The sequence below is a fragment of the Haloarcula marina genome, from assembly GCF_024218775.1.
In the GTDB taxonomy this organism is placed as follows: Archaea; Halobacteriota; Halobacteria; order Halobacteriales; family Haloarculaceae; genus Haloarcula; species Haloarcula marina.
Window position 1 is genome coordinate 504,499 of sequence record NZ_CP100404.1, and the last position, 23,775, is coordinate 528,273.

Consider the following 23,775-nt stretch of genomic DNA (forward strand, 5'->3'; position numbering starts at 1 on the left):
ACATCGCGGCCGACCCGTCTGTCTACATTTTCTTCGGGGGCCTCGCGTCGGACCGAAACGGCCATACTGTCGTGAACGTTCGTGGACGTTAGGGACTGCCACCATGAAACAAGACGACGCGGTCGCGGAGCTAGAACGAATCGGATTCACGGCCTACGAAGCGCAGGCGTACGCCGCGCTCGTGGAGTACGATTCGGTCCCCGCGACGGTACTCGCGACCGAGTGTTCGGTTCCGCGGTCTCGAATCTACGACGTGGTGTCGAGCCTCGAAGCGGACGGCCACGTCGAGACGTTCTCGCACAACGGCAAGCGCCACGCCAGAGCGACCGACCCGACCGAGGTTCTCGAACAACTCCGGCGGACCGGACAGACGCTCGCCGAGACGGCGGACCACATCGAAGACGAATGGCAGCGCTCGGAGTTCCACGAACGGAACCTCACGCTGCTCGATAGCGGCGTCGCCGGGGCGATGGACCAGATACTGGCCGACGTTCGGGAGGCCGGGTATCTGGTCGAGGTCATCTGTACGGACACCGAGTACTTCCAACTCCGGTCGGCGCTCGGCGAGGCGCGCGACGGTGGTGCGGTCGTCCGCGTCACGCTCGAACAGCGCACCGGACTTGGCGAGGTGCGCTCGCAACCCGTCTCGGAGCTACGGACCCACCGCGTCCCCTCGCCGTTCCTCGTCATCGTCGACCGGCGGTCCGTCTGGATGGCCCCGAACAGGGAGAACGCCGACGACTACGTGCTGACGCTCTCTAGTCAGTCCATCGCCTACATCTTCCACTGGTTCTTCCTCGCCGGGCGGTGGGCCGGGAGCGAACCGCTGTTCGTCGCCGACTACACCGACCTCACCACCTACGTCGACATCATCGAGTTCATCCGGGACGTCGAACCGCTGACGCGGTCGGGCGTCCCGATTCCCGTCGTCGTCGAGGGGAACGACATCGAGACCGGCGCGAACCGGCGGGTGACCGGCACCGTCGCGTCGATAACCTACCCGTCGCAGTCGTCACGAACGGGCGAGCGACCGACGTACACCGACCTCGCGGGCGTCAAGACGGTGTCCGTCGAGACGGGCGACGGACGGGTCCACATCGGCGGTCGGGGCGCGACCGAAGAGGACCTCGAAATCCGTCGCATCGCCGTCGCCCTCCCGGTCGAGGCGTTCCTCGACCTCTTGGCGCGGTCGGGCGCGCTGTAGCGGGTTTCGTCGCCCGCGTGCTACTCGGTGACACCGGTACGTATTTGTGGGTCGGGCCGAAAGCGGGCCTATATGTCCGGTACTAGCCAGACCCCTCTCCGAGAGGTGGCAGCGAACGACGTGACCCCCGAGTCCGTCGACCCGGCCGAGATTCGGGCGGCCCTCGACGCCGACAGCGCACCGGTGCGCCAGCGTGGCGCGCGGGTCTGTACGACACTCGCCGAAGACGACACCGACAGCGTTCGTCCCGTCGTCGACGAACTCGGGCGGGCACTGACAGACGAGAACCCCGGCGTGGTCCAGACGGCCGCGGCGGCGCTCACACAGGCCGCGACGGCCGACCCAGCGGTCGTCGTCGAGACGCTCGACCGCGCGGCGGCGCTGGCCGACGCAGACCTCGGGGGCGTGCAGATAGCGGGCGCGCAACTGCTCGCCACCGTCGCGAAACAGGAACCGGCCCACTGCACGCCGGTCGTCGGGACGCTCCTCGACCGTCTCGGTCGCCCGCCAGCCAGCGACGACGACGAGTCGATGGCGGCGTGCGTTGGCGACGAAATCACCCAGCGGACGATTCGAGAGCACGAGGAGGAAGAACAGCAACACGAACGGGTCGCTCGGCAGGTGTTCGCCAACGTCGTCGTCGCGGTGGCCGAGGCAGAACCGTCGGCGCTCGTCGACCACGTCGACACCGTCGCCGACCTCACGACCGCCGAGGACCTCGTCGTGCGCGGGGCCGCGCTCGACGTACTCGGCGCGGTCGGAAGCGAATCGCCGTCGGCGGTCGACCCGGTCGCGGACGCGATTCTCGCCTGCCTCGACGCCGACGTGGGCGTTCTCAGGGCGCGAGCCGTGCGGACGCTCGGCTTCCTCGACGACGCACAGTACGCCGACGCGCTCAGCGACGTGGCGGCAACCGACCCGGACGACGAAGTCGCGGCGTTCGCCGCGGAGACGGCCGCCTTCCTCGAGGAGTAGTCAGTTCTCCATCGCCCGCTTCGTACAGTACCAGTACGTCCCGCCGAAGGTGACGAGACAGCCGACGACGAGTATCAGGTCGACGAGCGCGATGACGTAGGCGGCGGTGCCGGGTTGCAGAAACAGGAACGAGAACGCGAGCAGCAGCCCCATCACGATGACGACGGCGAGCATGAGCGGTATCTGGTTCCGCTGCTCGCAGAGGGCGTCCATGAGATTCTCTCTGAGTGCCATACGTTCGCATCCGTCCGAACGCTCATTAACGTCCCGGTCAGATTCGACGGTCGCCGCGGTAGACGTGGGCGGGTCCGCGCAACCTGCCGTCCCGTCGAAGCACCGCACCCGCGGTACCGCCGCTCGTCGGTACTTTTATAGGCTGAGCGCGGAATTCTCGGACGTATGAAACGCGGGCTTGTGAGCCTCAGAGCGACGGAGACGCATCGTGACCTGCTCTCGGAAGTGACGAACTGGACCGACGACGGCGACGAACTCGTCTTGCTGTGGCACCTCGACGGGGCGGAGTACGACGCGGACGTGGACACGCTCGAATCGGTCGGGCGGGTCGAACACGTCGACTACGACCACTCGGCCGTCATCGACGGCGCGGCGGCGGACGCGAAAGAGTTCACCGAACCGGTCCTGGCCGACGCCGATGTCGAGGCGCACGTGGTGGTCTCGGTCGACTCGGCGTCCAGTCGGGCGCGGAACGTCCTCGATACGGCCGCCGAACACGACTGCGACCACGCGTTCATCGTCGGCACGTCTCGCTCACCCACGGGCAAGGCCGTCTTCGGCGACTTCGCACAGCGGGTAATCCTCAACTTCGACGGCTACACCACCGTCGTCACCGAGTGAATCGGTCCGGGCCGACTGTGCAGTCCCACCGCTCCGACGAGTCGGGTTAGCGGAGTTCTGCGGCGAACGACTCGGTCGCGTCGCGCCACGCCGAGACGACGGCGTCGTACTCGGGGTCGCTGTCCCAGTCGTCGAGTGCGCCGTCGGCCGCGAGACGGTCGACGGTGCGTTGGACGCCCTCCTCCCACGAAACCGTCTGTCGGAAGTCGAGGTCACGGCGGGCCTTCGACGTGTCGAACACCGTCGAGAACTGGAAGTGGTCCAGCAACGCCGTCGTTCGGTCGGGGACTGCCTCGCGGAGCGCGTCGGTCGGGACGTGGACGAGTTCGGGGTCCGGGGCGTCCAGTGCGGCCGCCGCCCGCCGGTGGTACTGGTTCCACGTCATCGCTTCCGTCGCCGTCGTGTGGTACGCCTCGCCGATGGCTTCGTGATTCCCGATGGCAGCCACGAACGCGGCGGCCACGTCGTCGCGGTGACAGGGGGCCCAGACCGAGGTGCCGTCGCCGTGGACGACTATCGGCTTGCCCTCCCGGAGTCGGTCGACGTAAGCGCCACTGGAGAGCGTGTTGTTGAGGCTGCCGCCTTCGCCGTAGGTGTCCCACGGGCGGATAATCGTCGCCGGGAACCCGTCCGCTCGGTAGGCCTCGAACAACAGGTCCTCGCAGGCCGCCTTGTCCGCGCCGTACTCGCTGACCGGCGGTTCGCGCGCCGCCCGTTCCCGAACCGGCATCGTCGCGACGGGTCGGTGATACACGTCGACCGTGCTACAGAAGATGTACTGGTCGACGTGCCCGGCGAACACGTCGATGGCCGTCTCGACGTCCGCCGGGTCGAAGCCGACCATGTCTATCACGCACCCCAGCGAGATGGCGTCTCGCGCCCGTTCCAGCGCCTCGCGGTCGGTCCGGTCGCCCGTGATGCGGTCGACGGACGCGGGCAGGTCCGCCTCGGTTTCGCCGCGCGTGAACACCGTCACGTCGTGGCCCGCCGCGACCGCCTGTCGGGTAATTCCCGTGCTGATGAGGCCCGTGCCGCCGATGATGAGTGCTTCCATGGTCGTGCCTCTCGGGCGGGACCTGTATAGTTGTGGGACGGGTCCGGGCGTAACGATTTTCACGCCGTTCGGCGTGGTTCGACTCGAGACATGACCGAGTACGAAGTCGTCATCATCGGTGCGGGACCGGACCCGTCGAACCCCTCTGTCGACGGGTTCGCGATGGGGTATCGACACGCCGAAGCGTTCGAGAACGACGGCCGGTGCGAGGTGGTCGGCGTCGCGGACATCGTTCCCGAGAACGGGGCCGCCTTCGCGGCGACGTTCGACCTGCCCGAGTCGGCCGTCTACGAGGAGTACGAGACGATGCTGGCCGAACTGGACCCCGACATCGCCACGGTCGCGGTGCCGCCAGCGGTCCACCACGACGTGGTCGTCGGCTGTGCCCGGAGCGATACCGTCGACGCAATCCACTGCGAGAAACCGATGGCGACCAGTTGGGGCGACGCCCAGACGATGGTCCAAGGGTGCTGGCGGCGCGACGTGCAACTCACCTTCAACCGCCAGCGCCGCTTCGGCAAGCCGTTCGTCGAGGCGAAGCGACTGCTCGACGACGGGGAAATCGGCGACTTGCGCCGGGTCGAGATTACGTGGGGCGACTTCTACGACACCGGCGCGCACACCGTCGACTTGGCGGGGATGTTCAACGACGAACGCCCCGCGGAGTGGGTGCTGGCCGCCCTCGATTACCGCGAGGAGGACGTACGCTTTGGCACCCATCAGGAGAACCAGATGTGGGCGCAGTGGCGCTACGACAACGGCGTCTACGGCACGCTCTCGGGCGGGACGGGGAGCGACTTCGCCGACGCCGCGTTCGTCCTCCGGGGCACGACCGGCGAGATACGCATCGACGTGGCCGACGGGCCGATGCTCGAAGTCGTCCACGGCGGGGACCGCGAGGCCATCGACGTGAACGGCGAGACGATGCACGCCACCGGGTCCGAAACCGACCGGTTCGGGTCGGCCTTTCAGGACCGGGCGGCGAGCGAAGTTGTCGATGCGCTCGACGAGGGCCGGGAACCGGTCCTCAGCGGACGGCGCGGCCTCAACACGGCCGAGATACTGTTCGCGGGCTACGAGTCTGCCCGACGAACCGGGCGGGTCGACCTCCCCGCAGAAATCGAGGGGCATCCGCTCGAAGAGATGGTCGCGTCGGGGCGGTTGACGCCGGAATCCGTCGAGGAGTAAGCACGGCTGCGCGGTTTTACACGGTGAAAGGGCGAACGCGCCCCGAAGAACGCGCGTTCAGTCGTCCAGCGGCGCGCTGTCCCAGTACTCGTGGTCCGGTTGGGTCCGGAAGCACGCGGTGCGGTGCTCGTTCGTCTCGCCCGTGAGGGCGGGACAGGACTCGCGACACGCCTCTCGCGCCTCCGGACAGCGCGTGTGGAACCGACACCCGCTCGGCGGATTGACCGGGTCGGGGATGTCGATTTTCCGCATCGGCGGTTCGCTCGCGCCCGCCGAGTGGAGCGCGAGGTCCGGCGTCGCCCACCGAAGCACGTTCGTGTACGGATGGCCGGGGTCCTCGATGAGTTGCTCCGCCGGACCGACTTCGACGAGTTCGCCCAGGTACATCACGCCGATGCGACCGTTCCCGTGCTCGGCGAAGTACCGCGCGTTCGAGAGGTCGTGGGAGATGAACACGAACGAGGTGTCGAAGTCGTCCTGCAAGTCGAGCATGAGGTCCATCATCTCGACGCGGAGCGACACGTCCAGCGCGCTGATGGCCTCGTCCGCGAGGATGAGGTCCGGGTTCATCAGCAGGGCGCGCGACAGCGCCACGCGCTGTTGCTCCCCGCCGCTGAGTTGGTGGGGATACCGGTCGGCGAAGTCCGCGGCCGGGTTCATCCCGACGCGTTCGAGCAGCGAGTAGATGCGCTCGCGACGCTCGCTGAGGCCCACGTCCGGGTGAGTGAGTTTGATGGGTTGGGCGAGGATGTCGACGATGCGCTGGTTCGGGTTCAGCGAACTCCCGGGGTCCTGATGGATTATCTGGAGCGACGAGCGAATCTCGTCGAACGGGATGTCCACGTCGCCGCGGCCGTCCTTGGCCGCCCAGATGTCCTGTCCGCGGTAGCGGACGGTGCCGCCGGTGGGTCGCTGGAGTCCGATGCTTGTCTTCCCGAGCGTCGATTTCCCACACCCGCTCTCACCGACGAGGGCGAGCACGTCGTTCTCCTCGATGTCGAGCGAGATACCGTCGACGGCCCTGACGGTGTCCGGTTCCTCGAAGAAGTCGAGCAGTCCTTGGTCCTCCTCGAAGTGGACTTCGACGTCCTCCAGCGAGATGAGCGGTGCGTCGTCCCCTGTCGTCGCGTCGGCGACGTGGTCGGTCTGACTCATTGTTCGTCCTCCGTCGCGACGCCGACCGCGTCGGCGTCGATTGCCTCGAAGTTCAGTTCGATGGTCTCGCGCGCCTGCTCCCAGTGGTGGCAGGCCGTGCTGTGACCCTCGCCCGTCGCGTAGAACTCTGGGTCGACCTCGCGGCACTCGTCGGTCGCCAGCGGACAGCGCGGCGCGTACGAACAGCCAGACGGCACGTTGATCGGCGCGGGGCTCTGTCCCTCGATGGCGCGCATCTCTTCGAGCGGCGCGTCGAGGTTCGGCGTCGAGTTGAGCAGGGCACGCGTGTACGGGTGCCCGGAGTTGCCGATGAGTTGGTCCCGCGGCGCGACTTCGATGAGGTCGAAGGCGTACATCACGGCCATCCGGTCGGCCAGCGCGGCCACCAGCGGCAGGTCGTGCGTGATGAACACCATCGTCAGGTCGTACTTCTCCTGTAGCTCCTGGAGGAGCATCAGGATGGACCGCTGCATCAGCAGGTCCAGCGCCGCCGTCGGTTCGTCCATCACGAGGACGTTCGGTTCGAGGATGAGCGAGAGCGCGATGAGCGCGCGCTGTTGCATCCCACCCGAGAGTTCGTGCGGGTACGAGTCCAGCACGCGGTCGGGGTCGAGATACAGGTCAGAGAGGAGTTCGCGGGCGAACTCCATCCCTTCGGTCACGTTGGCGTCGTGGGCCTTCAGCGTCTCCTCGAAGTGCCCGCCGATTTTCATCGTGGGGTTGAACGAACTCATCGCCCCCTGGAACACCATCGCAACCTCCTCCCAGCGGAACTGTCGGAGTTCCTCGTCGCTGAGTTCCAGCACGTCGATGGTCGTCCCGTCGTCCTTGTGGTAGAGGATTTCGCCGGAGAGGCGGCCGGGGTCGGGAATCGCGTCGAGCATCGCCGACGCGAACATCGACTTGCCGCTGCCGCTCTCGCCGACGACGCCGACCACTTCGCCGCGCTCGACGGCCATGCTCACGTCGTCTAAGACGAACGTCTCGCCGCCGTCGTACGTGACCTTGGCGTTGCGCATCTCGATGATGGGGTCGGTCGCTTCCGTCGGGTCGCCGTGTCGCTGTGTCGTCGTCGCGTCTGGAGTCATCTAGAGCACCTCCGTCACGGTGGCGTCCTCGTCGTCGCTGGCCGTCGATTTGGACTCGCCAGCCATCCGGGTTCGGACCCGGGGGTTGAACACGCGGTCCATCCCCTGTCCGAGGAGGATGAGGCCGAGCGAGAGGCCCATGATGGCGACCATCGGGGCCAACAGCCAGTGGGCCGCGCTCCACGAGAACAGCGCGCCGCCGCTGTACGCGAAGTTCAGCGTCACGCCCCAGTTCTGCGTCGAGTAGGGGAGGACGCCGAGGAAGTACAGGCCGACCGAGGCGAACATGACGTAGCGCGCGGCGAACACGAAGTTGACCGTCACGTACGGCATGAGGTTCGGGATGATGTCCTTCGCGATGATGCGGGGCGTGCTGACGCCCATCGTCCGGGACGCCTCGACGTAGTCGTTCTCGCGTATGGTGAGAACCTGCGAGCGGAGCGACCGGCCGAGACCGGCCCAGTAGCTGATGTTGATGATGACGCCCAGCAGGATGGGGTTCTCGGGGTTCAGCGTCACCGCGAGGATGATGACGAGCGGGAGGCCCGGAATCGCCATCACGAGGTCCGAGAAGGACATCAGCGTCCGGTCGACGCGGCCGCCCTTGTACCCCGCGAGCGTCCCGATGGCGACGGCGATACCCGTCGCCCAGACCGCACCGGCCGTAATCATCAGCAGGATGGCCGGGGTCGAGTGGATGATGAGCGCGGCGAGGTCGACCCCCGAGGCGGTGGTGCCGAGGGGGTACTTCATATTCTCGAACAGCATCAGATAGCGCGGCGCTTGGCTGGTCGACGGTTCGCGCCAGAGGCCCAGCACCGCGACGAGCGCCATCAGCAGGTAGAACCCGATGATGAGGAACCCGATGCGGGTCCGCCAGTCGGCCCACGCGACCAGTAGCGGGGTCCGAATCTGCTCTTCGTACACCTCGCGGAGTCGCTCGCCCGTCGACATGTCGGGTGCCGACGTGCTCTCGCTCCGCCAGTCGACGCCCGTGCTGTCCGTCTCAGTATGCTTCATCTGATTCACCTGCGCTGATTCGCGGATCGATTTTGCTGTAGGTCAGGTCGGCGACGTAGACGCCCAGCACCAGCGCCACGGTGATGACGAGGAACGTCCCCATCATCAGTGGGTAGTCGTTGGCGTTCAGCGCCGAAATCATGTAGTAGCCGAGGCCGGTGTAGGAGAATATCTGCTCTAGGATGACGGTTCCGCCGAGGCGGAAGCCGAGCAGGAGCAGGAACCCCGTGTACATCGGCAGGATGGCGTTCCGGGCGACGTACCGGGTCGCGATACGGCGGTCCGCGAGGCCGCGGAGCCGAGCCACCTGCACGTAGTCGTTCCCGAGCACCTGGATGCTGTTGCCACGCATCGCGAGCGCCTGTCCACCGATGGCACCGATGGTGTACGAGAAGATGGGAAGCACGCTATGTTTCAGCGCGCTGACGATGAACGGGATGCCGAGTTCTCGCTCGACGCCGTTCGCGACAGTCCCCGCCGTCGGGAGCCACCCGAACTGGTAGGCGAAGACGTACAGCGCGATGACGGCGACGACGTAGAACGGGAGCGACATCAGCGAAATCGAGACGCCGGAGACCACCTGGTCGAACCGGCTCCCCTCCCAGTAGGCCTGCAGCGACCCGAGGAAGATGCCGACCGCGAAGACGAGTATCGTCGAGACGAGCACGACGAAAATCGTCCACGGCGCCGCGCTGGCGAGCACCGACACGACAGGCTCACCGAGCGAGATGGACTCCCCGAGGTTCCCCTGAAAGAGCGCGAGCATGTAGTCGATGTACTGCCGCCACAGGGGCGCGTCGGGCTGGATGTTCTGCAGGTTCGCGATTCTCGCGTCGACTTCGTCGGCTGGCACTCCCTGCCGGAGCAGTTGGGCGCGTAACAGCGTGAACGGGCCGCCGGGGAGCAACCGGACCAGACCGAAGGTCAGCGACGCCACGAGGAATATCGTGACGAACACTCTGGCGGTCCGGCGCACGTAGTAGTTGACCATTGCGTACTTCCTCTGGTGGTGTTATTCTTTGGCGCTGAGCTTGCCCTGCTTGGGGAGCCAGTGGGAGGGCCACTTGACGCCGCGGGCCGGGTCGTCTTCGGACGCAACGTCCCACTCGGCGTCGGTGAGCCACGACTGGTCGAGTTTGCCGACCAGGCCCAGCACCGGGAGGTTCTGGTTGTGGTGCCACGCGACGCGCTGGACCGTCTCGGCGACCTGTCCCTGGTCCTGGGTCGTCGCGACGCTCTGAATCTCTTCGAGCGGGTTCAGCGTCATCTGGCCCGAGCCGTCCATCGCGGGGACGGTCTTCTGGCCCTCGGTGAAGTTGTGCCCACCGTTGATGTCGGGAATCTTCATCTGCCAGCGCAGCGGGAAGTACGGGAACGACGAGCGAGCGCCGCCCGGCAGCCAGTACAGCGCGCCCATCTTGAAGTTGGACTCGATGTAGGCGCTGAAGTAGTCGCCGCCCGGCAGGGAGTTGATTTCGAAGTCGAAGCCGAAGGAGTTCAGTTGGTCGACGACGGTGTTGGTCGCCGTCGTCCAGTCGGTCCATCCGGCCGGGGTGATGTAGCTGCCGCCAAGCGTGTTGCCGTTGCTGTCCTGCCACTTGCCGCCGGACTTCGAGTAGCCCGCCTCGCGGAGCAGCGACGCCGCCTTCTCGGACTGGGTGGCGTCCATGCCGTAGCTCTCGAAGTTGCTGTAGGCGTCACCGAGCCACGACTCCTGGTCGGCCGGGGCGATACCGGTGACCTTCGGTGCGGGGTCTTTCGTGCGCGGGCCAGCGTTGTCGGCCACCTGCTGGCGGTTGATGACGTGGGCGACGGCCTGTCGGACCTTCCGCTTCCCGAAGTCCTTATCGCCGTGGTTGAACAGGACACCGTAGCCCCACTTCGCCGGAAGCGGTATCTCCTCGACGCGGTCGGGGAAGTTCGCGACGATTTTCGGCGGGGCGAACAGCGTCGTAACGACGTCGAGTTCGCCGCCCATCAGGCCCTGCTGGAGCGCGGTGTTGTCCTGTCGGCTCAGCAGTTCGAGCGTGCTGAAGTTGATGTTGTCCGCGTTGTAGAACTCGCTGTTGCGCGAGAGCGTCCACGCCTGGTCGTTTTTCCCCTCGTAGCTGAACGGTCCGTTTCCGTGGATGTCTTCTTCCCACTGGAACTGCTGGATGGCCGCCGCGTCCTTATCGAGGAACTCGTTGAAGACGGGCTGGTAGCCGTGAATCCGGAGGTCGCCGTTGGCGAGTGTGTGCTTGATAATCTCCGGGTTCGACGGCCGCTTGAGGTTGATGACGACCGTCTTGTCGTCCTCGCCCTGTTCGACGCTGTCGGCGAAGTCCCACAGAGTCGCGCCGGTCTTTTTCATCAGCTTGAACTGCGTGATGACGTCGCCCGCGGTGACGGGGTCGCCGGTGTCCCACGTCAGGTCGTCGCGCAGGGTCAGGGTGACTGTCTGTCCCTCGATGTTCCAGCTCTCGAGGCCCGCCATCTCGAACTCCTGCGTCGAGAAGTTGTAGGCGGCGAAGCGCTCGAAGAGGTGGTTTCCGGCGATGTAGTCGTAGTTCTGCGTCGCCATCGGATTGAGGTGCATGTTCGCCGGCACGCCCTCGTTCGTGGCACCGGTCAGCGTCGCGTTGAGGACCTGCGACCCGCTCTCGCCGCCGCTGTCGGTCGAGGCGTCGCCGTCCCCCTCGCCGTCGGTGGCTCCGCCGTCGCCGCCGTCGCCGCCGCCACACCCGGCGAGGGCTGCGGCACCGGAGACACCGGTCAGTTTCACGAAGTTCCGTCGGCTAATCAGGTCGCGATAGTCATCAGTAGCTTGTGACATGGCGTACAATGAGACGAGTCCGCTAACCAGTATTAAACATTTTGGTCAATCATCGACATTGTCCCCGATTAGGGCCGGTTTCTCCAATCTGGGCGGGGGTGATACCCCGCTCGGACGCGACTGAGATGCCGGTCTGCGCCGAGGCGCGGACCAGCGAAAGAATTATCATTCGGTATTCGTTACCACAGGCAATGCGCTCTGACGATTCGAGGGGGCTCTCTCGCCGTAGCTTCGTCCGTGCGGCCGTGGCTATCGGCGGGACGAGCGCCCTCTCGGCGTGTCTCGAAAGTGAACAGGAGAAACTCGACGGCGAGCAACGAACGGAGACGGCGACCGATTCGGGGCCGCAGTTCCCGCGCGGGGACGTCGACGCCGTCCCGAACGGCCAGCACCGGTGGGGCGAATATCTCGTCCGCGACGCACACGGGAACACGGTCCCCCCGCAGCAACTCGTCGTGGTCGGCCTCTCCTACGAGGGGTCGGCCCCGCCGACGGCCGACGAACGCGAACAGGTGGAAAACGCGCTGCGAACGCTCGACCGCGCGTTCCAGTGGGGAACCGGCGGCAACGCCGGGGCGGCGTTCCACCGCGGCCTCCTCTACATGCTCGGCTACGCGCCGCGGTACTTCGAGCAGGTCGGGGACGTTCCCGAGGGACTGGCGACGCCGGAGTCCGTTCTCGACGCGGTCGGTGAAGACCCCGCACACGCCGACGGCTACGACGCGGTGCTGGTGCTGACCAGCGACATCGGGTCGGTCGTCCTCTCGGCGGAGGCGGCGCTGTTCGGCGAACTCGACGAGGTCAACGGCCTCCCGGTCGAGGGGACGTTCGAGGGCGTCTTCTCGAAGGCCGGTCGTCACACCGGCTACGTCGGGAAGGGTCTGCCCGCAGACAAACTCGACAACGACGACATCCCCGAGGACGCCCCGCTGTCGATGGGCTTCAAGTCGGGCTTTCGGGACAACCTCCCGAGCGAGGACCGCGTCACCATCGACGACGGTCCCATGGCGGGCGGGACGACCATCGCGTCCTCGACACTCCGTATCGACTTGGACCGGTGGTACGACCAGAGTCACGAGGCGCGAACCGAGGAGATGTTCTGCCCGGCCCACAGTTCCGACGACGTGGGTCCCGTCGGCGAGAAACTCGGCAGTGACAGCGGTATCACCGAGGAGGACGCCGAGCGCGTCGACGCCGACGCCGAGGCGCACGGCCGCGTGGGTCACACGCAGAAGGTGGCCCGCGCCCGCGACGACGACTTCGAGACGCGCATCCTCCGCCGCACCGAGGGCGTCGCCGACACCGTCCACGACGGCGCGGGGTTCCAGTTCAACGCGATTCAGGAGACGATGCAGGACTTCGTGGAGACGCGCAAGGCGATGAACGTCGACGAGTACGACCACGACGTGCCCGCCGAGGAACACGGCATCGTCGACTACTTGGAGACGCTCCGCCGCGGGGCCTATCTCGCACCGCCCCGCGAGAAATGGGCGCTCCCGGTGGTCTGACGATGCGGAGAGGCACACTCGCGGTCGCAGTTGCGGCGCTCCTCGTCCTCGCTGGGTGCTCGGCGGGCGGCGCGTTCGGTCCCAACACGTCGGACCGGGACGCACCCCGTCTCCAGTTCGAGAACGCGACGGCCGCGTCGGGCCTCCAGTACGAGGCGAGCGGAAGCGGCGTGGGAAGCGGCAACTCCGGGGTGTACGCCGCCGACGTGAACAACGACTCGTGGACGGACGTGCTCGCCGTCGGCGGGGCGGGACCGACGCTGTTCGAGAATCGGGAGGGTGAGTTCGCCCGGAGCGACGCGCTCCCGCCGGTGGAGGGCAAGGTCAAGAGCGCGGCGTTCGTCGACGTGGAACGCGACGGCTACCCCGACCTGTTCCTGTTCACCCGGGACGGCGCGGTCCACGCGTTCCACAACGACGACGGGACCTTCGAACGGACCGACTACGGTCTCGGGAACCTCACCTACCCGCTGGGCGCGACGGCCGCCGACTACGACGGCGACGGGGACACCGACCTGTTCGTCTACCAGTCCGGGCCGTGGCGAGACCGCAAGCCAGCGGGCTACTTCAACCTCGAAACGACCATCGACGCGGACAACGGGAACCGGAACTACCTCTACGAGAACGTCGGCGGCGAGTTCCGCCGGGTCGAGAGCGACGACATCGGGGGCAACCACTGGAGCCTCGCGGCCAGTTTCGCCGACCTCACCGGCGACGGCCGCCCGGACATCCACGTCGCCAACGACTACAACAACGACACGCTGTACGTCAACCGCGGCGACGGCACTTTCGAACAGCGCTCGCTCGGCGGGTCGACGGCCCGCAACGGGATGGCCTCCGAAGTCGCGGACGTGACCGGCGACGGCCGTCCCGACGTGTTCGTCTCGAACATTTGGTTCCCCGACCTGCAAGCGAACATGGACCAGGAGCGCTACGACCGCCTGAAACGCTTACTGGAGTTCGTCATCCACTCCAGTCGGACGCAGGGCAACACGCTCCTCGTCAACGGCGGGGATGGAAGCTTCGAGGACCGCGCCGACGACCTCGGCGTTCGCCACGGCGGGTGGGGATGGGCCGCCAGCGCGACCGACTTCGACAACGACGGCGACCGCGACCTCGTCCACACGACCCAACACGTCGTCCGCGTCAACCGGACCGACCCCGTCTACACATACCCGATGGTGTTCCAGTCGAACCGCGCGTCGGGCGAGGACGGATTCGTCCGCGTGAACAAGACCCGTAACGGGATGGAAGAGACCGACGGGCGAGGGCTGGCGACGCTCGACTACGACCACGACGGCGCGCAGGAACTCGTCGTCGCCGTCTACGACGCCCCGTTCGTCGTCTACGACAACGCGGCCGCCGACGGCAACAGCCTCCAGTTCCGCGCCGTCGACGAGCACGGCGCGACGGCGCTCGGCGCCGTCGTTACCGTCACGGCCGGTGACACCGAACAGGTGGTCGCACAGACGGCCAACGTCGACTACCTCTCGCAGGACTCCCGCGTCGAACACGTCGGTCTCGGCGACCACGAGACTGCGACCGTCCACGTCCGGTGGCCCGACGGCACCGAACGGCAGTTCGAGGACGTGTCGGCGAACCAGCGGCTTCGTCTGACCAAGGACGGCGTCGTCGTCACGGCGCGGACCGAGTAGCGGGACTCGGTTTTCACACCATCCAAAATTATAAATAGCCGTGGTAGAATCGTTCTCACCATGCAGTCAAGAGGCGAGCAACCACTGTATAGAGACGACACTGTCTCCACCTCGAAACGCGTCGCTGACCTCCTCGAACGAATGACGCTCGAAGAGAAGGTCGGGCAGTTGGTGGGGACGTGGGCGGGCCACCTCAGCGAGTTCAAGGACATCGACGACGTGGCCGACGAAATCCGCGAGCACAACGTCGGCGCCGTCGCCTCGTTCGGGTGGGGCGGCGCGGTGGACATGCGACTCGACGACATCGTCGAACACGTAAACCGCCTGCAGGAAGTCGCCCTCTCGGAGACCCGCCTCGGGATTCCGCTGTTGTTCAACGTCGACGCCGTCCACGGCCACGCCTACGTCGCGGAGGGCACGGCCTTTCCCAACGGCCTCGGGGCCGCGGCGACGTGGGACGTAGACGGCGTCGAGCGAGCGGCGGGCATCACGGCGACGGAGGTACGCCGAAGCGGCGCCCACCAGAACTACTCGCCGACCTGCGACGTGGCCCGCGACCCCCGGTGGGGCCGCACCTTCGAGACGTTCGGCGAGAGCCCCTACCTCTGTGCGAAACTGGCGGCCGCGAAAGTCCGCGGGTATCAGGGCGACGGCATCGAGGATTCGTCGTCCGTCGTCGCGACGGCGAAGCACTTCCCGGCCTACAGCGAACCCGAACGCGGCGAGGACGCCGCGCCCGTCGAAGTCTCCGACTATCTCCTCCGCAACGTCTTCCTCCCGTCGTTCCTCGACGTTCTCGACGAGGACGTCGAGTCGGTGATGCCCTCCTACAACGCCATCGACGGCGAACCGTCCCACGGGTCGCGGCGCTACCTGACGGACCTGCTCCGCGGGACCCTCGGTTTCGACGGCACCGTCGTCTCCGACTGGAACGGCGTCCGGATGCTCCACGACGACCACAAGATTACCGCCGACCACCGCGAATCGGTGCGACAGACCCGGGAGGCCGGACTCGACATCGCCTCCGTCGACGCTATCGACCACGCCGAGCACCTCGTCTCGCTGGTCGAAGACGGCGAAGTTGCCGAGGCCGTCATCGACGACAGCGTCGAGCGAATCCTCGACCAGAAGTTCCGACTCGGCCTGTTCGAGGACGCCTTCGTCGACCCGAGCGAGGCGCGAGACATCGTCGGTGCGGAGGCCCACCGCGACGCGGCCCTCGACGCGGCCCGCGACTCGATGACGCTCCTCCAGAACGAGGACCTCCTCCCGCTCTCCGACGACGCGGACGTTCTCGTCGCCGGGCCGAACGCGGACGACGTGGTTCACCAACTCGGCGGGTGGAGCGTTCCCGACGCCGAGGGGACCGACGTGGTGACAATTCGCGACGGCGTCGAGGACGCCACCTCGGGCGATGTCGTCTACGAACAGGGCGCGACGATGAACGATCCGGTCGACGTGGACGCGGCCGTCGATACCGCCACAGACGCCGACGTGGCCGTCGTCGCCCTCGGCGAACCGTGGTACCTCCACGAGTTCGGTCCGACGGTCGACACGGGGACGGAACCCGACGAGTTCCCGAACCGCCACACGCTCCACCTCCCGGACGCCCAGCGCGAACTCGTCGAAGCGATTCACGAGACGGGGACGCCCGTCGTCGGCGTGTTGGTCACCGGCCGACCGCTCGTCGTCGACTGGATGGCCGAGAACGTCCCGGCGCTCCTCATGGCGTACTACCCCGGGACGATGGGCGGGCAGGCCGTCGCCGAGACGCTGTTCGGCGAGAACGACCCGAGCGGTCGCCTCCCCATCACCATCCCGAAGTCCGAGGGTCACCTGCAGGCACGGTTCAACCACTTCCCGCACCCGACGCCGATCGGGCAGGAGGAACACCCCTCCTCGTACGACCCGCTGTTCGAGTTCGGCCACGGCCTCAGTTACGCCGAGTTCGAGTACGGCGACGTGGAACTGACCGACTCGACCATCGGCCCGCACGAGACGACGACGGTCAGAGTTCCGGTCGAGAACGTCAGCGACCGAGCGGGCACCGATGTCGTGCAGGTGTACGCTACCGACCACGCGAGTTCGCACGTTACGCCGGTCCGCGAACTCCGTGGCTTCGAGCGCGTCTCGCTCGACGGCGGTGAGACGACGACGGCAGAAATCGAACTCGACGCGGCCGAACTCGGCCGGGTCGACAGCGACGGCGTCCGCCAGACCGAGGCGGGCAGATACTCGGTCCACGTCGGCGACCAGACGGTCGAACTCTCTATCGAGACGACCTACGACTGAACCGGGTTGTCGAACGAAATCGCCTCCAGCGTTATCTTCTGCGCTTCGAGGTCCTCGAACACCGCGCCCCAACCGCCGACGACGACTTCCTCCCCGTCCGCTTCGAGCGTCACCACCGCGTACGTCGAGAGGCGTTCGAGCGACGGGGAATCGTTGCGGTACACGTTCGGGTAGTAGATGTCCGTGACCGTCCCCGTGACCGTCTGGAACTCCCTGCTGTCGACGCCGATGCCCGAGACGGTCACGACGATGTCTGCGCCGTCGTGGAACAGCGAGGTCACGTCGCGGATGAACTCCTTGAGGCTGATGTATGTCTTCGGCGTCTGCTGGTTCGCGGACAGCGGTGCCCACGAGTACCAGAGGCAGGTCTGGAAGTACCAGTGGTTGATAAACGAGAGGATGTCGTCGTGAATGAGGATGCCGTAGTTCTCCCCGGCGCGCGAGTTCGGCGCGAAGTACGTCTGACTCCGGTCGAGGATGGCGATGAACGGCCCGGGTATCTTGACGACGCGCATCTCGAGGTTCGGTTTCGAGAGGTCCCACGCCTCGCTTCGCTCGGCCAAGTCCGGTTCGTAGTAGATGGCGACGTGGACGACCACGTCGCGGTCGGCGGCCGCGTTCAGGTCGGACCGGAGCGCGTCGAACTGGTCGGCCGTCAGCGCCACCTCGACGGCCACGTCCGTCTCCCGAATCTGTGCTCGGGCGCGGTCCAGCACTGTCTCGGCGTGCTTGACGACGCCGACGCGGTGGTCGTTGAGGTCCGGTTCCTCCCACCGGTCTTCGAGTTCCTCGGCGGCGTCGGTGAACAGTTCGCCGCGTTCGCGCAGGTGCGTGAGGATGTCGACGGGGTCCGACGGTTCTGCGTGCAATCGGTCCTGGTCGATGGTCTCCACGAACCCCTTCGACTCCAGCGACCGGAGCGTATCGTACACCTGCGACGTCGGCACGTCCGACTTCTTCGCCACGTCGACGGCTGGCAGCCGTCCGTAGTCCACGAGCGCGAGGTACGCCTCCGCCTCGTAGCTAGTGAGGTCGGCGTTTTCCAGCGCCCGTTTGAGTGTGTCGCGGTCCATACACCAACGCTGGCGTCCAAGCGTATGAATGTTTACTGCACCCAGATGCCCGATAGGTAAGAAAAGTAGAAGTTACGGATAGGGAAAATAGCTAGCAAATAGTAAGTAAACTGTGTATTGTTGTAGAAAGAAGAAATACACTCCATAGGGGCTTAAGACCGTCAAAATGTGTTGGTAGAATAATCCAATGTGGGGTTCTTATGTGGGATATTATGGATAGTGTATTCGTGTGTAACGACAGAATTAATATTTATTACGACAGTTGAGTTCGGTTCGCATTCGGTGTCGACGGCGGCCCCGACAGCCTTCGTCGGACTGGTATAACGAATGTACCTGTGTTAGACTAACTGCGGTGTCGGGGTGGTGGTCGGCCATTCGTCTTCCCCCGACGATTCCGATTCGACCGACGACCCGAACACCAGACTTGGAGTGACGACTTCTTGCTCTCATGCGGAGGAATCCATTGCTCGAAATCGGGCGTAGAACACTACAATTCGAAGATATTCTCCAAAAAAGTCCTTCAAATTCCGAATTAGGTTTTGTGGCGGCTAAAATAGGTAGAATAGCCCTCTCTAACCTCCAAAATCCCGACTCATGGGAATATATTAGAAAAATAGATTCAAAACTCCCGGTATGGGGCAAAAATATATTTATAACTCATTCACCTGTCCGCCAAATCACCACAGACGTGGACCTCTCGCGATGCCTTCCAACGCGCTACTGACCCACGTCGACCGATTCGCCGCACCCGTGGGCGGCGGGAGGTTCCGACTCTCTATTGACCTATGTATCGAACAATACTGGTACAGTTGGTACTGAGGTAACTGGAGCTAAAATACTCGAAAATACCCCTATTATAAACGGGTTTAATACTCTACCGGCCACCATCAGGTGATGACGCAGGACTCAGAGAAGCTGTCTGACCGCGTTTCGCGGCGTACGTTCATCGCGACCACAGGTGCAACGGGTGCGGCGGCCATCGCCGGTTGTTCCAGCGGGAGCAGTTCGGAATCCGAGGGCGACGGGTCCAGTTCCGACGGCGCCAGCGACGACGACTCGGACTCCGAGGAGATGACCGAGGCAGAGGAGACCGAGAGCGGGTCCGGCGCGCCCACGGCGCTCGAATCCGGCGGCTCCTCGACGGTGTACCCCATCATGAACACCGCCTCGTCGTACTGGAACGCCAATCGCCCGGCCAGCGACACCGAGTACTGGCCCCACGGCGAGTACGGCATCGAGACGGACAAGGCGCTGGCCGACTACTGGGCCGGTCTGTACGGCTTCGAGGCCGGTGGCGAGGAAGGCCCGCCGTTCCAGTTCACGGTCGGACTCTCGCACTCCGGGACCGGCGTCGAGAAGGTCATGAACGGCCAGCACGACATCGGGAACTCCTCGGGGAACGTCGAGGACGAACTGCCGGATCGCGACTCCTACGACCAGTTCGTCGACCACGTCGTCGGCGTCGACGGCCAGCCCATCGTCGTCTCCTCGGAAATCGCCGACGCGGGCCTCGAAGGCATCACCGGCCAGCAGCTGAAGGACCTCTACAAGGGCCGCATCAGCAACTGGCAGGAGATAGACAGCAGCCTGCCGGACCGCGAGGTTCAGGTCCTCGGCCGCGTCAAAGGCTCCGGGACGCGAACCTCGTTCGTCTCGAACGTCTTCGGCAACCCCGAAGAGGACACCACCGTCGCCAACCGCTTCGGTCAGAACCAGCGCCTCGCGCAGGCCATCGCGCAGGCCGACAACGCCATCAGCTACCTCGCGCTGGCGTTCCTCGACACCGACGGCGTCACCCCCATCGCGCTCGAATGGGAGGGGACGACCTACGCCTACGGCGACGACGAGAACGGCCTCGACTCCACCAGCTACCCGCTCTCGCGTGACCTGCACTGCTACACGTGGGAGGGCACCTCGAAGAAGGAAGCCGCGGTCATCAACATGGTCCTCCACGACTTCGGTCAGGACCTCTTCGTCGCGCCGAACGACTACTTCACGCTCGGCAAGCGGCGGCAGGAAGAAGAGAAGGCGAAGCTCCCCGACCAGGTCTAAGCACACCTCGTCGCGGTCTCAGGGCAGACAGCACGATTGGTCCACTTTTTCAGACAACGACATGATAGACGACGTACGTACGAACACACGCGAGACGATACTCGGGGGCGACGCCGCGGAGGGGTCGCTGCTGGCGGTCGGCGCGTCGGCGGTGACCCTCGTGGCGACCATCGCCGTGTTCCTGTTTCGACCGGCGATGGCGCTCCCGACGCTTGGGGCGTTCGCCTTCGTGACCGCTATCGGCTGGGTCACGTATCAGGCCGAGATGGCGCGGTTGCTGACGCTCGTCGCGACGGTGTTGACGGTGTTGACGGTCACGTTCATCACCATCTTCCTCTTCGCGAGCGCGGTGCCAGCCTTCGTAGAGCACGGCCTCGGATTGCTTCTCATCCCCGAGCAGAACGGCGAACCAATCTGGTTCTTCTGGTTGGACGCGCTCCTCCCGAGCGCGGAGACGTACTGGAACCCCCTCAGCGGGGCGTACTCGCTGATTCCGATGATTTGGGCGACGGTCGTCGTCACCGTCATCGCCGGGGCCATCGCCGGACCGCTCGGCCTCTTCGGCGCGTTGTTCATCGCCGAAGTCGCCAGCGACGGCATGCGCGAACTCATCAAACCCGGCGTCGAGGTGCTGGCGGGCATCCCCTCCATCGTCTACGGGTTCATCGGCTTTCAGGTGCTGAACGGCTTCGTCCAGACCTCGTTTCTGGACGACGGCGCGAGCTTTCTCATCGCGGGCGTGGTCGTCGGCATCATGGCGCTGCCGACCGTCGTCTCCGTCGGCGAGGACGCCCTCTCTAGCGTCCCGGACTCGATGGGCGACGGCTCTATCGCGATGGGCGCGACGCGCTGGCAGACGATGAAGAGCATCTCCATTCCCGCGGCGTTCTCGGGCATCTCCGCCGCCGTCATCCTCGGACTGGGGCGGGCCATCGGCGAGACGATGGCCGTCGCCGCCATCATGGCGTCGGGCACGCTGTTCGCGGACCCGCTGTACGACATCTTCGACGCGAACGCGACGCTGACGAGCCTCATCGCCACCCAGTACGGCAGCGCGTCCGAGAGCACCATCGACGTGCTGTTCGTCGCCGGTGTGATGCTGTTCGTCATCGTCGCCGGGATGAGCGTCGTCTCGCAGTACATCGAACAGCAGATGAAAGCGAAACTCCGGGGGAACCGATGAGCGACGCCTACGCGACCGAACGCGACGACGCGCTGGTCAGTGCCGAATCGAACGTCTACGACCGCGGCCTCGACGGGGCCATCGCCCTCAGCGTCGTCGGCTTTGCGCTGGGGATGATTACGCTCGTCGACCTCGTGCCGCTCGACAGCACCGGCGCGGCCCTCGGCGAGTTCTTCCTGACTATCCTCGCCGTCGTTGTCGGCGGCGTCGGCGTCGTCGGCCTCTCCTCGTGGGCGAATGTCACGCCGGTATCCGCACAGCGAGTCCGTGGCATCGCGCTCGGCCTCGTCGTCGGAACGCTCGCGCTGACCGTCGCCGCCTACGCCCTGCCGGTGTCGCTGGCGACGCTGCTCGGCGGCATCCTCCTCGTCGAAGCGCTCGGCATCGCGGCCGCCGGGGTGGCTTCGGCGACAGGCGTCGTCGACACCGAACCGAACACGAGCGCGGGCCTCCTCGCCGGTGGCGTCTTCGGCGTCGTCGGCCTCTTCATCGGGGCCGCCATCGGCGGGTCGCTCGTCGGCTTCGACTCCCTGCTGTGGCTGGTCGTCGCACTGGCCGCCGGCGCGGCATTGACGGTGTTGGCCGTCGTCCCGCGCGAGGACCTCGGGTCGACGCTCCCGGCGGCGCTCGTCGTCGGTACGCTCGGTTTCACCATCGCCACCGCCGTCGTCGGCGTCGGCTGGCAGTGGGACCCCCAACAGCTCTCCGGCGGGTTCACCGGCGGTGCGGTCATCCCGGGCTTCGTCCTGTTCGGGGCGATTCTCTCTGCGTGGTCGGCCGCGAAGTGCCGCGCCGGATTCGGGGCGCGCGGCCGCGAGTACGGGGCTTTCCTCGTCATCAACCTCAACGCCCTCCTGATGGTCGCCATCATGGTGACTATCGTCGTGTTCGTCACGCTGAAAGGCGCTGGCTACGCCGTCCACGGCCTCGCTATCGGTGCAGTGTCGGCGCTGGTCGTCCTCGCGCCGCTGGCCGTCCTCGCGGTCAACACCGCACGGACGCCGGCGGGCACGAACGAGTGGCACGGCGGCGCGCGGCAGTTGTTCCGCCTGCTCCCGCTGGCGACCGTCGGCTCAATCGCGGCGGTCCTCCTCTCGGTCCTCCTCACCGGCGACCGACTCGAATACCCGTTCACCTACACGGTTCTTGTCAATCGCCAGTCCCAGACGCTCGACACCTTCGTCGCGGTGACGCCGGAGACGAGCGTCGGGTCGCTGTTGCTCGCCGCGCCGATGCTGTTGTTGTTCGTCTACTTCTTCCGGTCGTACGGCAGTCTCCGGAACGTCGGGAGTCGGAACGCGTCCGTCGCGAGGGTGCGACAGGTGCTCCCGCTCGCGGTCACCGGTTTGGCGGCGCTCACTGGCTTGCTCGTCCTGACCGGGCCGTCGCCGCTCGGACTCCCCGTCGGTGGCACGCTCGGCCTCGCGGCCGTCGTCCTCGGGAGCGTCGCGGCGGGCGGCCTCGCCGTCGCGCCGCTCACTGGCGTTCTCACCGGCGACGGCACGCTCGCCGACCGCGCACAGGACCGCGCGGAACTGTTCCCGGTCGGTGTCTTCGGCGGCCTCGTCCTGCTGACGACGGCCCTCCTCCTGCAAGCGCCCGCGACGGTGACTCCCAGCGTCGGCCCGGTCAACCTCGTCCCGGCCGTCGCGCTCGCCGGTGCGGTCGCGTCGGCGGCCCTCGCGGTCCTCCTGACCGTCGCGCGACGGTCGACGAGGGCGACGATTCAGCGCCGCCTGCTCGGCGAGGAACTGTCGCTCGCGCTGGCCGCCACGGTCGGCTACCTCGCGCTGGTGGGGCTACACGTCGCGCTGACGCAGGTCTCCTTTACCGTCCTCGGCGTCTCCGTCGCCAACGAGGGGTCGCTCTCCTTCCCGATGGTGATGCAGGCGTACATCCCGCTGGGGGCCGAACCCGGCGGCATCATGCCAGCCATCGTCGGGACGGTGTGGCTGGTCGTCGGCGCGACGCTCTTCGCGGTTCCCCTCGGCGTGGGCGCGGCCGTCTTCCTCACGGAGTACGCCGAGCAGGGCCGCTTCACGGCGCTGGTCGAAATCGCGACCAACGCGCTCTGGAGCACCCCGAGCATCGTCTTCGGCCTGTTCGGCGCGGCGTTTCTCGTCCCGCGACTGGGCGGCGACGAGTCGCTCATGGCCGGCATGCTCGTCCTCGGGTTCATGCTCCTCCCGCTGGTGCTCATCACCTCTCGGGAGGCCATCAAGGCCGTCCCCGACGAGTACCGGGACGCCAGCGCGGCGCTGGGCGTGACCCAGTGGGAGACGATTCGGAGCGTCGTCCTCCCGGCGGCGATGCCCGGCGTCATCACCGGCGTCATCCTCGGCGTCGGCCGCATCGCCGGGGAGACGGCCCCGCTCATCCTCGTGTTGGGGTCGACGCTGAACTCGACGGAGGCGGTGTCGGTCATCGACGGCTTCCGCTTCACGGCGACGCCGCCGTTCGTCGCCAACGACGCGTTGCTGTCGGCGTCGGCGTCCCTGCCGACGCAGGTGTGGGCGGTCATCGCCGCCGGCGTCAGCGGGTCGCCCTCGATGGGATGGGCGACGGCGTTCATCCTGCTGATGGTCGTCCTGACGTTCTACGCGGTGGGTATCGTTGCGCGGACGTACTTCCGGAGGAAACTGAACTATGAGTAACGCG

Annotated in this window: 18 protein-coding genes; 10 read left to right on the forward strand and 8 right to left on the reverse strand. The window is 66.3% G+C overall.

Annotation, left to right across the window (positions count from 1 at the left end; genetic code table 11):
- Positions 1-103: 103 nt before the first annotated feature.
- The gene (locus tag NJQ44_RS02650) at positions 104-1,204 is read left to right on the forward strand and encodes a helix-turn-helix domain-containing protein (protein WP_254273137.1); all 1,101 of its coding nucleotides are present in this window, start codon (positions 104-106) and stop codon (positions 1,202-1,204) included.
- 72 nt (positions 1,205-1,276) lie between these two features.
- Positions 1,277-2,179 (forward strand): HEAT repeat domain-containing protein, encoded by a 903-nt coding sequence (locus NJQ44_RS02655; protein WP_254273138.1) that lies wholly within the window; start codon positions 1,277-1,279, stop codon positions 2,177-2,179.
- On the opposite strand, the gene NJQ44_RS02660 is transcribed toward NJQ44_RS02655, so the two are convergent.
- Positions 2,180-2,413 carry a hypothetical protein gene (locus NJQ44_RS02660; protein ID WP_254273139.1) on the reverse strand — a complete coding sequence of 78 codons (234 nt, stop codon included), beginning with the start codon at positions 2,411-2,413 and terminating at the stop codon, positions 2,180-2,182.
- A gap of 165 nt (positions 2,414-2,578) precedes the next feature.
- Between NJQ44_RS02660 and NJQ44_RS02665 the strand changes: the two genes are divergently transcribed.
- On the forward strand, positions 2,579-3,034 hold the full coding sequence (locus NJQ44_RS02665) for a universal stress protein (protein ID WP_254273140.1): 456 nt from the start codon (positions 2,579-2,581) through the stop codon (positions 3,032-3,034).
- A 46-nt stretch (positions 3,035-3,080) separates the two neighbouring features.
- Here NJQ44_RS02665 and NJQ44_RS02670 read toward each other — a convergent pair whose 3' ends face one another.
- Positions 3,081-4,088, reverse strand: coding sequence for an NAD-dependent epimerase/dehydratase family protein (locus tag NJQ44_RS02670; RefSeq protein ID WP_254273141.1), 1,008 nt, complete (start codon positions 4,086-4,088; stop codon positions 3,081-3,083).
- A gap of 90 nt (positions 4,089-4,178) precedes the next feature.
- On the opposite strand from NJQ44_RS02670, the gene NJQ44_RS02675 reads away from it, so the two are divergent.
- On the forward strand, positions 4,179-5,276 hold the full coding sequence (locus NJQ44_RS02675; RefSeq protein WP_254273142.1) for a Gfo/Idh/MocA family protein: 1,098 nt from the start codon (positions 4,179-4,181) through the stop codon (positions 5,274-5,276).
- A 57-nt stretch (positions 5,277-5,333) separates the two neighbouring features.
- Here NJQ44_RS02675 and NJQ44_RS02680 read toward each other — a convergent pair whose 3' ends face one another.
- Genes NJQ44_RS02680 through NJQ44_RS02700 form a run of 5 tightly spaced genes read right to left on the reverse strand, consistent with a single transcriptional unit; the run spans position 5,334 to position 11,303 of the window.
- Entirely contained in the window at positions 5,334-6,431 is a 1,098-nt protein-coding gene (locus tag NJQ44_RS02680) for an oligopeptide/dipeptide ABC transporter ATP-binding protein (RefSeq protein WP_254273143.1), read from the reverse strand.
- Positions 6,428-7,519 (reverse strand): ABC transporter ATP-binding protein, encoded by a 1,092-nt coding sequence (locus tag NJQ44_RS02685; protein WP_254273144.1) that lies wholly within the window; start codon positions 7,517-7,519, stop codon positions 6,428-6,430. Before NJQ44_RS02685 ends, NJQ44_RS02680 begins: the two co-directional genes overlap by 4 nt.
- Positions 7,520-8,539, reverse strand: coding sequence for an ABC transporter permease (locus tag NJQ44_RS02690; protein ID WP_254273145.1), 1,020 nt, complete (start codon positions 8,537-8,539; stop codon positions 7,520-7,522).
- Entirely contained in the window at positions 8,526-9,530 is a 1,005-nt protein-coding gene (locus NJQ44_RS02695) for an ABC transporter permease (RefSeq protein WP_254273146.1), read from the reverse strand. The genes NJQ44_RS02690 and NJQ44_RS02695 overlap by 14 nt, the downstream gene beginning before the upstream one ends.
- Positions 9,531-9,551: 21 nt before the next feature.
- Positions 9,552-11,303, reverse strand: a complete 1,752-nt coding sequence (locus tag NJQ44_RS02700; protein ID WP_254273147.1) for an ABC transporter substrate-binding protein — start codon at positions 11,301-11,303, stop codon at positions 9,552-9,554.
- A gap of 242 nt (positions 11,304-11,545) precedes the next feature.
- On the opposite strand from NJQ44_RS02700, the gene NJQ44_RS02705 reads away from it, so the two are divergent.
- Genes NJQ44_RS02705 through NJQ44_RS02715 form a run of 3 tightly spaced genes read left to right on the forward strand, consistent with a single transcriptional unit; the run spans position 11,546 to position 16,809 of the window.
- Complete coding sequence (locus tag NJQ44_RS02705; protein ID WP_254273148.1) at positions 11,546-12,862, forward strand: DUF7405 family protein; 1,317 nt, start codon at positions 11,546-11,548, stop codon at positions 12,860-12,862.
- A gap of 2 nt (positions 12,863-12,864) precedes the next feature.
- A complete protein-coding gene (locus NJQ44_RS02710) occupies positions 12,865-14,517 on the forward strand; it encodes a CRTAC1 family protein (protein WP_254273149.1) in 1,653 nt (550 codons plus the stop codon).
- 60 nt (positions 14,518-14,577) lie between these two features.
- Complete coding sequence (locus NJQ44_RS02715; RefSeq protein WP_254273150.1) at positions 14,578-16,809, forward strand: glycoside hydrolase family 3 N-terminal domain-containing protein; 2,232 nt, start codon at positions 14,578-14,580, stop codon at positions 16,807-16,809.
- Here the strand turns inward: NJQ44_RS02715 and NJQ44_RS02720 are convergent.
- Positions 16,800-17,882: a TrmB family transcriptional regulator gene (locus NJQ44_RS02720; protein WP_254273151.1), complete on the reverse strand. Its 1,083-nt coding sequence runs from the start codon at positions 17,880-17,882 to the stop codon at positions 16,800-16,802. The two genes, NJQ44_RS02715 and NJQ44_RS02720, sit on opposite strands and share 10 nt — an antisense overlap.
- 894 nt (positions 17,883-18,776) lie before the next feature.
- Here NJQ44_RS02720 and NJQ44_RS02725 point away from each other — a divergent pair.
- From NJQ44_RS02725 to pstA, 3 genes are all read left to right on the forward strand, one after another.
- Positions 18,777-19,934: a PstS family phosphate ABC transporter substrate-binding protein gene (locus tag NJQ44_RS02725; RefSeq protein ID WP_254273152.1), complete on the forward strand. Its 1,158-nt coding sequence runs from the start codon at positions 18,777-18,779 to the stop codon at positions 19,932-19,934.
- A gap of 61 nt (positions 19,935-19,995) precedes the next feature.
- Positions 19,996-21,117, forward strand: coding sequence for a phosphate ABC transporter permease subunit PstC (pstC, locus tag NJQ44_RS02730; protein WP_254273153.1), 1,122 nt, complete (start codon positions 19,996-19,998; stop codon positions 21,115-21,117).
- Positions 21,114-23,771 (forward strand): phosphate ABC transporter permease PstA, encoded by a 2,658-nt coding sequence (gene pstA, locus NJQ44_RS02735; protein ID WP_254273154.1) that lies wholly within the window; start codon positions 21,114-21,116, stop codon positions 23,769-23,771. Before pstC ends, pstA begins: the two co-directional genes overlap by 4 nt.
- Positions 23,772-23,775 lie beyond the last annotated feature (4 nt).

Excerpts from the sequence above, each read along its gene's own strand:
- NJQ44_RS02650 (WP_254273137.1), top strand. The coding sequence starts at position 104 with ATGAAACAAGACGACGCGGTCGCGGAGCTAGAACGAATCGGATTCACG.
- NJQ44_RS02655 (WP_254273138.1), top strand. The coding sequence starts at position 1,277 with ATGTCCGGTACTAGCCAGACCCCTCTCCGAGAGGTGGCAGCGAACGAC.
- NJQ44_RS02660 (WP_254273139.1), bottom strand. The coding sequence starts at position 2,413 with ATGGCACTCAGAGAGAATCTCATGGACGCCCTCTGCGAGCAGCGGAAC.
- NJQ44_RS02665 (WP_254273140.1), top strand. The coding sequence starts at position 2,579 with ATGAAACGCGGGCTTGTGAGCCTCAGAGCGACGGAGACGCATCGTGAC.
- NJQ44_RS02670 (WP_254273141.1), bottom strand. The coding sequence starts at position 4,088 with ATGGAAGCACTCATCATCGGCGGCACGGGCCTCATCAGCACGGGAATT.
- NJQ44_RS02675 (WP_254273142.1), top strand. The coding sequence starts at position 4,179 with ATGACCGAGTACGAAGTCGTCATCATCGGTGCGGGACCGGACCCGTCG.
- NJQ44_RS02680 (WP_254273143.1), bottom strand. The coding sequence starts at position 6,431 with ATGAGTCAGACCGACCACGTCGCCGACGCGACGACAGGGGACGACGCA.
- NJQ44_RS02685 (WP_254273144.1), bottom strand. The coding sequence starts at position 7,519 with ATGACTCCAGACGCGACGACGACACAGCGACACGGCGACCCGACGGAA.
- NJQ44_RS02690 (WP_254273145.1), bottom strand. The coding sequence starts at position 8,539 with ATGAAGCATACTGAGACGGACAGCACGGGCGTCGACTGGCGGAGCGAG.
- NJQ44_RS02695 (WP_254273146.1), bottom strand. The coding sequence starts at position 9,530 with ATGGTCAACTACTACGTGCGCCGGACCGCCAGAGTGTTCGTCACGATA.
- NJQ44_RS02705 (WP_254273148.1), top strand. The coding sequence starts at position 11,546 with ATGCGCTCTGACGATTCGAGGGGGCTCTCTCGCCGTAGCTTCGTCCGT.
- NJQ44_RS02710 (WP_254273149.1), top strand. The coding sequence starts at position 12,865 with ATGCGGAGAGGCACACTCGCGGTCGCAGTTGCGGCGCTCCTCGTCCTC.
- NJQ44_RS02715 (WP_254273150.1), top strand. The coding sequence starts at position 14,578 with ATGCAGTCAAGAGGCGAGCAACCACTGTATAGAGACGACACTGTCTCC.
- NJQ44_RS02720 (WP_254273151.1), bottom strand. The coding sequence starts at position 17,882 with ATGGACCGCGACACACTCAAACGGGCGCTGGAAAACGCCGACCTCACT.
- NJQ44_RS02725 (WP_254273152.1), top strand. The coding sequence starts at position 18,777 with ATGACGCAGGACTCAGAGAAGCTGTCTGACCGCGTTTCGCGGCGTACG.
- pstC (WP_254273153.1), top strand. The coding sequence starts at position 19,996 with ATGATAGACGACGTACGTACGAACACACGCGAGACGATACTCGGGGGC.
- pstA (WP_254273154.1), top strand. The coding sequence starts at position 21,114 with ATGAGCGACGCCTACGCGACCGAACGCGACGACGCGCTGGTCAGTGCC.